Origin of the sequence: Paractinoplanes maris, from assembly GCF_023544465.1 — a bacterium.
GTDB lineage: Bacteria > Actinomycetota > Actinomycetes > Mycobacteriales > Micromonosporaceae > Actinoplanes > Actinoplanes maris.
The window spans coordinates 42,483-50,923 of record NZ_JALPVL010000008.1; the positions used below are offsets into that span (position 1 = coordinate 42,483).

An 8,441-nucleotide genomic window follows, 5' to 3' on the forward strand; every position below is an offset into this window, starting at 1 on the left:
GGCATGACGGCGACCGTCCCGCCGCCTCCGGTGCTGCAACCGGGCGGGCGCGTGCTCGGAACCGCGCTCGACCCGCCCGCGCCGAGCCGGCGCGGGCGCGTACGAAGCCGTACGGTGGCCGCGGTTCTGCTGGTCCTGACGGTGGCCGCCTATCTGCTCTTCCGGACGGACGGGGCGGCCGACAGCAGCGACGCCGCGTCGTTCCGGTTCTTCGACAGCGTGCGCGACTGGGTGGATGCCAACCGCGACACCAGCCCGTTCTTCCTGTACGGCTTCAACTACGTGCGGCTGGGTGTGCGGCTGCTGGTCGACACGGTGCACGGCGCGCTGACCGGGCTCGGCTTCGCGGGCCTGGTCGCGGCGGTGACGGCGATCGGCGCGGTGCTGGCCGGGTGGCGCACGGGGTTGCTCGCGCTGGGCGGGTTTCTCGCCTTCGGCGTGCTCGGCCTGTGGGAGGAGAGCGTCGACACGCTCGTGCTGACGCTTTCCGCGGTGCTGCTGTCGGTGCTGATCGGGGTGCCGCTGGGGATTCTGGCGGCCCGGGTGCGCTGGGTCGGGGCGACGCTGCGGCCGGTGCTCGACGTCATGCAGATCATGCCGACCTTCGCCTATCTGGCGCCGATGACGCTGCTCTTCCTCATCGGTGAGCCGGCCGCGGTGATCGCCACGATGATCTATGCCGTGCCGGCCACCATCCGGATCACCGCGCTCGGCATCAGCGAGGTGCCGCCGACCGCGGTCGAGGCGGCCACGGCACTCGGCTCGACCCGGTGGCAGCTGCTCGGCAAGGTACGGCTGCCGATGGCCCGGACGACGATCGCCCTCGCGGTCAACCAGACGATCATGCTGGCGTTGTCGATGGTGGTCATCACCGCGCTGATCGACGCGCCCGGCCTGGGGCAGAACATCGTCAACGCGCTGCAGCGGGTGAACGTCGGCGCGGCCTTCGACGCCGGGGTGGCCATCGTGATCCTGGCCGTGGTGCTCGACCGGATCACCACCGGCGCCGCCCGCCGGACGCGGCTCCATCGCCCGGCCCGGCAGCGCCGGACGAGGTGGATCGTCGCCGGAGCGGCCCTGGCCGGTGTCGTGCTGATCGCGCTAGTGCCGGTGCGGGAGACCGATCTCCCGGCGTACTCCTTCGCGGCGCCGGTCAACGATCTCGTCGGCTGGATCGAACTGCACTGGTACGACGTCACCGAGGGCCTCAAGAACGGCATCAGCGCGGGCGTGCTCGACCCGCTCGAGACGGTGCTGGTGACGACGCCGTGGTGGCTCTTCGTGGCCGCCGTGGCCGCCTTCGGCACGCTGATCAGCGGCTGGCGGGCCGCCCTGATCGCCGCCCTGGCCGCGGCCGGCCCGGCCGCCCTGGGCCTCTGGCAGCACTCGATGCAGACGCTGGCCACGGTGCTGGTCGCGATCGTCATCACGATGGCCATCGGCGTGGCGATCGGGGTCTTCTGCGCCCGCCACGACCGGCTGGCCACCGGCATCCGGCCGCTGCTGGACGCGGCTCAGACCATGCCGTCCTTCGTGTACCTGTTGCCGGCCGTCGCGCTCTTCGGCGCGAGCCGGTTCACCGCGATCGTGGCCGCGGTCATCTTCGCCGTCCCGCCCGTCGTGCGCCTGGTCGAGCGGGGGCTGCGCGACGTGCCACCGACCGTGGTCGAGGCCGCGCTCTCGGCCGGGTCGACCCCACGGCAACTGCTCTGGAAGGTGCAGCTGCCGATGGCTCGCGGCGGCCTGCTGCTCGCGGCCAACCAGGGGATCGTGATGGTCCTGGCCATGGTGGTGGTGGGCGGCCTGGTCGGTGCGGGCGCCCTCGGATACGACGTCGTGGCCGGTTTCTCCCAGCGCGAGCTCTTCGGCCAGGGCCTGGCTGCCGGCCTGGCCATCGTGTTGCTCGGCATCCTGCTCGACCGCCTGACCCAGGGCTTCCACCACTCGAAGCGACCCCGCGGATGAGACGACTCGAAGGGACCTCATAGATGAGATCGATCCGAACGGCCGCCGCGGTGGCCCTGATAGCGACTCTGACCGCCTGCGGCGGCGCGACCTCGGGCGCCGGGGAGGACAAGCCCAGCGCCGGCGCCAAGGGCACGGTGAACCTGGCGATCAACCCGTGGGTCGGGTACGAGGCGAACGCCGCGGTCATCGCCCACCTGCTGGAGAAGAAGATGGGTTACACCGTCGAGAAGAAGGAGCTCAAGGAGGAGATCGCCTGGCAGGGCTTCGAGACCGGCGAGGTCGACACGATCGTCGAGAACTGGGGGCACCCGGATCTCAAGAAGACCTACATCGAGGACAAGAAGGTCGCCGTCGACGTCGGCCCGACCGGCAACCAGGGCGTGATCGGCTGGTACGTGCCGCAGTGGATGGCCGACAAATACCCGGACATCACGGACTGGAAGAACCTCAACAAGTACGCCGATCTCTTCAAGACCTCGGAGTCCAAGGGCAAGGGGCAGTTCCTGGCCGGCGACCCGTCCTTCGTCACCAACGACGAGGCCCTGGTCAGCAACCTGAAGCTGAACTACACCGTCGTCTACTCGGGCAGCGAGGCGGCGATCATCAAGGCCGCCCAGCAGGCCTCGGCGCAGAAGAAGCCGCTGCTCTTCTACTTCTACGAGCCGCAGTGGCTGTTCGCCAAGGAGAAATACGTCCGGGTGAAGCTGCCCGAGTACAAGGAGGGTTGCGACGCCGACCTGAAGAAGGTCGCCTGCGACTATCCCGACTACGTGCTCGACAAGATCGCCAGCAAGAAGTTCGCCGACGGCAACAGCACCGCCTATCAGCTCGTGAAGAACTTCACGTGGACCAACGACGACCAGAACCTCGTCTCGGACTACATCACCAACCAGGGCATGTCGGATGAGAAGGCGGCCGAGAAGTGGGTGAACGAGCACGAGGCCACCTGGAAGCCGTGGATCCCGGCCGGTAGCTGACCCATGGGACCGAAGGTCGTGATCATCGGCGCGGGCGTGGTCGGCTGCGCCCTCGCCGATGAGCTCACCCTGCGCGGCTGGACCGACGTGACCGTGCTCGAGCAGGGGCCGCTCTTCGTGACCGGCGGGTCGAGCTCGCACGCGCCCGGGCTGGTCTTCCAGACGAACCCGTCGCGGACCATGGCCCGGCTGGCCCGGTACACGGTCGAGAAGCTGACCGGGCTCGACTGCTTCCGTCAGGTCGGCAGCCTCGAGGTGGCGACCACGCCGGAACGCCTGCGCGAGCTGCACCGCCGCTTCGGGTTCGGCCAGTCGTGGGGGATCGGCTCCCAGGTGATCGACCCGGTCGCCTGCGCCGAACTGTTCCCCCTGCTCGACCAGGATCGAATCCTGGGCGGCCTGCACGTGCCGGCCGACGGGCTGGCCTCGGCGGTCAAGGCCGGTGAGGCGCAGGCGGCCCGGGCGCGGGAACGAGGCGCCCGGTTCATCGGGCACAGCCGCGTCACCGGCATCATCGGCGGCGCGCGGGTGAAGGGCGTTCGCACCGCCGGCACGACCTACGACGCGGACATCGTCGTGAGCTGTGCCGGGTTCTGGGGACCGAGGATCGGTGAGCTGGCCGGCGTCACGATCCCGCTGCTGCCGATGGCCCACCAGTACGTCCGGACGAGCGAGGTGGGGGCGGCCGACACCATGCCGATCCTGCGCCACCAGGATCGCGATCTGTATTTCCGGGCCCACGGTGCCGCCCTGGGCATCGGCTCCTATCTGCACGAGCCGATGCCGGTGAGCCTGGACGAGCTGTCGAGTGGTGAGCACCCGTCGATGCTCCCGTTCACCCCCGGCACTTTCGCCGAGTCGTGGGCGGCCGCCGCCGACCTTCTGCCCGTGGTCCGCGAGGCCGGGCGGGCGGACGGCTTCAACGGCGTCTTCTCGTTCACCGCCGACGGCTTCCCGCTGCTCGGCGAGGCCGCCGAGCTGCCCGGATTCTGGACGGCCGAGGCGATCTGGGTGACCCACTCGGCCGGCGCCGCCCGCGAGGTCGCCGAGTGGCTGGTCACTGGCCGCCCGAGCCTCGACCTGCACGAGTGCGACCTCAACCGCTTCGACGAGACCCAGCTGGCTCCGGCCTACGTCGAGGAACGGTCGATCCGTAGCTTCGTCGAGGTCTACGACATCGTCCATCCGCTCGACCCGCCCAGCGTCCGCGACGTCCGCACCTCGCCGTTCCACGCCCGGCAGGTCGAGCTGGGCGCGGTGTTCGGCGAGGCCGCCGGGTGGGAGCGACCCCTCTGGTACGCCGCCAACGCCACCCCGGCCGAGCCGGGACCCCGGGACGAGTGGTCGGCCCGCCACTGGTCCCCGATCGCCGGGACCGAGGCCCGGCTCACCCGCGAGAATGTCGCGCTCTATGACATGACCCCGCTGACGCGCCTCGCCATCGACGGCCCGGTCGACTTCCTTCAGGGCCTGACCAGCAACAACGTCGACAAGCCGGTCGGCTCGGTGACCTACACGATGCTGCTCGACGAGGCCGGCCGCATCCGCAGCGACGTCACCGTGGCCCGGCTTGGCGACCAGCGGTTCCAGGTCGGCGTCAACGGCCCCCTGGACCTGCACTGGCTGCGCCGGCATGCTCCCCACGGCGTGCGGATCCGGGACATCACCGGCGCCACCGGCGGCCTGGGGGTCTGGGGTCCGCGGGCCCGCGACCTGGTCGCTCCGCTCACCGACATCGACGTCTCGCGCGACGCCTTCCGCTACTTCCAGGCCCGCGAGGGCTACCTGGGCACGGTCCCGGTCACCATGCTCCGGCTCTCCTACGTCGGCGAGCTGGGCTGGGAGATCTACACGCGGGCCGACTGCGGCCTCAAGCTGTGGGACACCCTGTGGTCGGCCGGTCAGGAGCTCGGCATCATCGCCGCCGGGCGGGCCGCCTTCACGAGCCTGCGCCTGGAGAAGGGCTACCGGCTGTGGGGCACCGACATGACCGCGGAGGACACCCCGTACGAGGCCGGGGTTGGTTTTGCCGTGCGCCGCGACGCCGGTGACTTCCTCGGGAGGGCCGCGCTCGACGATCGGGAACCCGGGCGGCTGCTCACCTGCCTGCTGCTGGACGACGCCGGTCGGGTGCCGATGGGCCGCGAGCCGGTGTACGACGGGGACAGACCGGTCGGGTTCGTGACCAGCGCGGCCTTCGGCCACACCATAGAAGCGCCGATCGCGTACGCCTGGCTCCCGGCCGCCCTGGCCGGGCCCGGCACCCGGCTCTCGATCGGGTATTTCGACCACCGGCTGGGCGCCACCGTCGCCGCCGAGCCGCTCTTCGACCCCAAGCACGAACGGCTGCGCGCCTGACCCACCCTGGAGGCACCCTTGTCGGCGTATGACGTGATCGTTGTCGGTCTCGGCGGCATGGGCAGTGCCGCCGCCCTGCAGCTCGCCGCCCGCGGACAGCGGGTCCTCGGTCTGGAGAAGTACGGCCCGGCGCACGACCGGGGGGCCAGCCACGGCGGCTCCCGGGTCACCCGGCAGTCCTACTTCGAGGGCCCGGAGTACGTGCCGCTGCTGCTGCGCGCCTACGACCTGTTCGACCAGCTCGCCACCGACTCGGGGCGGGACGTGATCACGCTGACCGGTGGCGTGATGATCGGCCGTCCGGAGAGCCGGACGGTCGCCGGCAGCCGGGCCAGCGCCGAGCAGTGGGGTCTCGAGCACGAGATCCTCGACGCCCGGGAGCTGCGCCGCCGGTATCCGACGTTCGCTCCGCAGCCCGACGAGGTCGCGCTCTTCGAGGCCAAGGCGGGCTTCGTCCGGCCCGAGGCGACCGTCGCGGCCAACCTCCAGCTCGCCACGAAACACGGCGCCGACCTGCGCTTCGACGAGCCGATGAGCAGCTGGGAGCCGGCCGGCGACGGGGTCCGGGTGACCACCGGCCGGGGCCACTACACCGCCGGGCAGCTGGTGATCACGCCCGGGCCGTGGGCCCCCGAGCTGCTCGCCGACCTGGGCATCGAGTTCCGGATCGAGCGCCAGGTGCAGCACTGGTATCAGCCCCGGGGCGGGGTCGAGCCGTACTTGCCGGACCGGCACCCCATCTATGTCTGGGAGGATGCCGACGGCGGCCAGATCTACGGCTTCCCGGCGGTCGACGGTCCCGCCGGGGGCGCCAAGATCGCCTTCTTCCGCCGCGGCACACCCACCACGCCGGACACCCTCGACACCGAGGTGCACGACGACGAGGTGGCCGAGATGATGGCCTACGCCGGGCAACGGCTGCCCGACCTGCCCGGGCGGTTCCTGCGCGGCGAGCCCTGCATGTACAGCACCACACCCGACGAGCACTTCGTCATCGCCCGTCACCCCGCGCACGAGTCGGTGACCGTGGCCTGCGGTTTCTCCGGTCACGGGTTCAAGTTCGTGCCGGTCGTGGGGGAGATCCTGGCCGACCTGGCGACCTGCGGGGCGACCGTCCACCCGATCGGGCTCTTCGACCCGCGGCGGTTCCGGTGACGGCCTCGCTGATCCCGACGCTGGCCGGGAGCTACTACACCGACCCGTCGATCTTCGCGCGCGAGCAGGAGGCGATCTTCGAGAGCATGTGGTTCTGCGCCGTGCGCGGCGACGACGTCGGGGTGCCCGGGCGATTCCGTACGGTCGAGGTCGGGCGCGAGAGCGTGCTGGTGACCCGGGCCGCGGACGGCCGGGCGCGGGCCTTCCTCAACGTGTGCCGGCACCGGGGCGCCCGGCTCTGTGTGGAGGAGGCCGGCCAGGTCAAGCGCACCTTCAAGTGCACCTACCACGCCTGGGCCTACGGTCTCGACGGCACGCTCGTGGCCGCGCCCAACCTGGTCAAGATGCCCGATGTCGACCGGGTGGAGTACGGCCTGCGTACGGTCCACGTGCGCGAGTGGCTGGGCTACGTCTGGGTGTGCCTGGCCGACGATCCGCCGTCCTTCGAGCAGGAGGTCATGGCGGCCTGCGCCGAACGCCTGGGTGACCTCGACGCCATCGACCGCTACGGGCTGGACGGGCTCGAGGTGGGCCGCCGCCTCCGCTACGACGTCGCGGCCAACTGGAAGCTGATCATCGAGAACTTCATGGAGTGCTACCACTGCTCGACGATCCACCCCGAGCTGGTGCACGTGCTGCCGGAGTTCGCCGGTGGCTACGCCGCGCAGTACTACGTCGGTCACGGCGCCGAGTTCGGCCGGGACGTGGAGGGGTTCACCGTGGACGGCAGTCCCGGCGTGACCACCATCGGCACGATCGCCGCCGAGCAGGACCGCCGCTACTACGCGATCACGATCAAGCCCCAGGTGTTTGTCAACCTGGTGCCCGACCACGTGATCGTGCACCGGATGTATCCGGTGGCCGCGGATCGCACGATCGTCGAGTGCGACTGGCTGTTCCTGCCCGCGGTGGTGGCCTCGGGCGCGGACCTGAGCCGGTCGGTGGAGCTCTTCGACCGGGTCAACCGCCAGGATTTCGAGGCCTGTGAACGCTGCCAGCCGTCGATGTCCTCCCGGGCGTACGCGCAGGGGGGTGTTCTCGTCCCGAGCGAGCACCACATCGGCGCGTTCCATTCGTGGCTAACGGACCGACTGCATCCGATTCGGGATAAATAGCATCATCTCGCTCACGCGGTTCTGCGCGCTGCCTTACCTTGGGCCACGTCCTAGTGGGGCAAAATATCCGAAATGGAGCGCAGAACTGTGCTTTCCTCACGTTCCTCGAGATTGGCTCGCGGTGGACTCGCCGCCGCCCTGACCCTCTCGATAGCCGCCGCGGGCGCACCGGCCCGCGCCGCCGACGATCCGCTGATCGACTACCCGACCTTCAAGGGTGCCTCCCAGGCCCTGGACCGCAACGGCGCGGCCGACCTGATCCTGTCGTCCGGCGACAAGGCCCGGCAGAAGATCCTGCGGCTCACCCCGGGTGGCTACCGCCAGTCCGGCTCGGCCTGGTCGCTCACGAAACTCGACGTCACGCGGTCGTTCGAGTCCGAGTTCAAGGTCTACCTGCACCACTTCCGGCCGGGCGCGGACGGCATCGCGTTCGTCGTGCAGACCGAGGGCCCGCGGGCGCTCGGCGGGTGGGGCGGCGGCCTGGGCTACCGCGGCATCGAGCCCAGCCTGGCCGTCGAGTTCGACACCTACCAGAACTCGTACGACCCGAGCCGCAACCACCTCGCGGTCGTGCTGGGCGGCAACCCGGATTACCAGGCGGACACGGCTGAGGCGCCGATCCCGCTGTTCGGCAAGCCGTTCAACGCCCGGGTCGTCTACGACGCCGGCGCGTCGCTGCTGCGTGTCTACATCAAGTCGCTGAGCGCCGGGTCGACCGAGCAACTGGTGCTGGAGCACGAGGTGAATCTGGCCGGCCATGTCGGCGACACCGAGGCGTGGATCGGCTTCACCGCCTCGACCGGCACGGGCCTGTCGAAGCAGGACATCTACTCCTGGACCGTCCACGGTTCCGGGGTCTGACCAGGTT

Annotated in this window: 6 protein-coding genes; all 6 read left to right on the forward strand. The window is 70.4% G+C overall.

What is annotated here, in order from left to right; all coding sequences use genetic code 11:
- Positions 1-3: 3 nt before the first annotated feature.
- The 6 genes from NAG42_RS23185 to NAG42_RS23210 all read left to right on the forward strand — a co-directional run bounded on the left by NAG42_RS23185 (position 4) and on the right by NAG42_RS23210 (position 8,434).
- Complete coding sequence (locus tag NAG42_RS23185; RefSeq protein ID WP_250032981.1) at positions 4-1,965, forward strand: ABC transporter permease; 1,962 nt, start codon at positions 4-6, stop codon at positions 1,963-1,965.
- 23 nt (positions 1,966-1,988) lie between these two features.
- Positions 1,989-2,945 (forward strand): ABC transporter substrate-binding protein, encoded by a 957-nt coding sequence (locus NAG42_RS23190; RefSeq protein ID WP_250032983.1) that lies wholly within the window; start codon positions 1,989-1,991, stop codon positions 2,943-2,945.
- 3 nt (positions 2,946-2,948) lie between these two features.
- Positions 2,949-5,303: a GcvT family protein gene (locus NAG42_RS23195; RefSeq protein ID WP_250032984.1), complete on the forward strand. Its 2,355-nt coding sequence runs from the start codon at positions 2,949-2,951 to the stop codon at positions 5,301-5,303.
- A gap of 18 nt (positions 5,304-5,321) precedes the next feature.
- Positions 5,322-6,458, forward strand: a complete 1,137-nt coding sequence (gene solA, locus NAG42_RS23200; RefSeq protein WP_250032986.1) for an N-methyl-L-tryptophan oxidase — start codon at positions 5,322-5,324, stop codon at positions 6,456-6,458.
- Complete coding sequence (locus tag NAG42_RS23205) at positions 6,455-7,573, forward strand: aromatic ring-hydroxylating oxygenase subunit alpha (RefSeq protein WP_250032988.1); 1,119 nt, start codon at positions 6,455-6,457, stop codon at positions 7,571-7,573. Before solA ends, NAG42_RS23205 begins: the two co-directional genes overlap by 4 nt.
- A gap of 111 nt (positions 7,574-7,684) precedes the next feature.
- Positions 7,685-8,434: an L-type lectin-domain containing protein gene (locus NAG42_RS23210; RefSeq protein WP_250032989.1), complete on the forward strand. Its 750-nt coding sequence runs from the start codon at positions 7,685-7,687 to the stop codon at positions 8,432-8,434.
- Positions 8,435-8,441 lie beyond the last annotated feature (7 nt).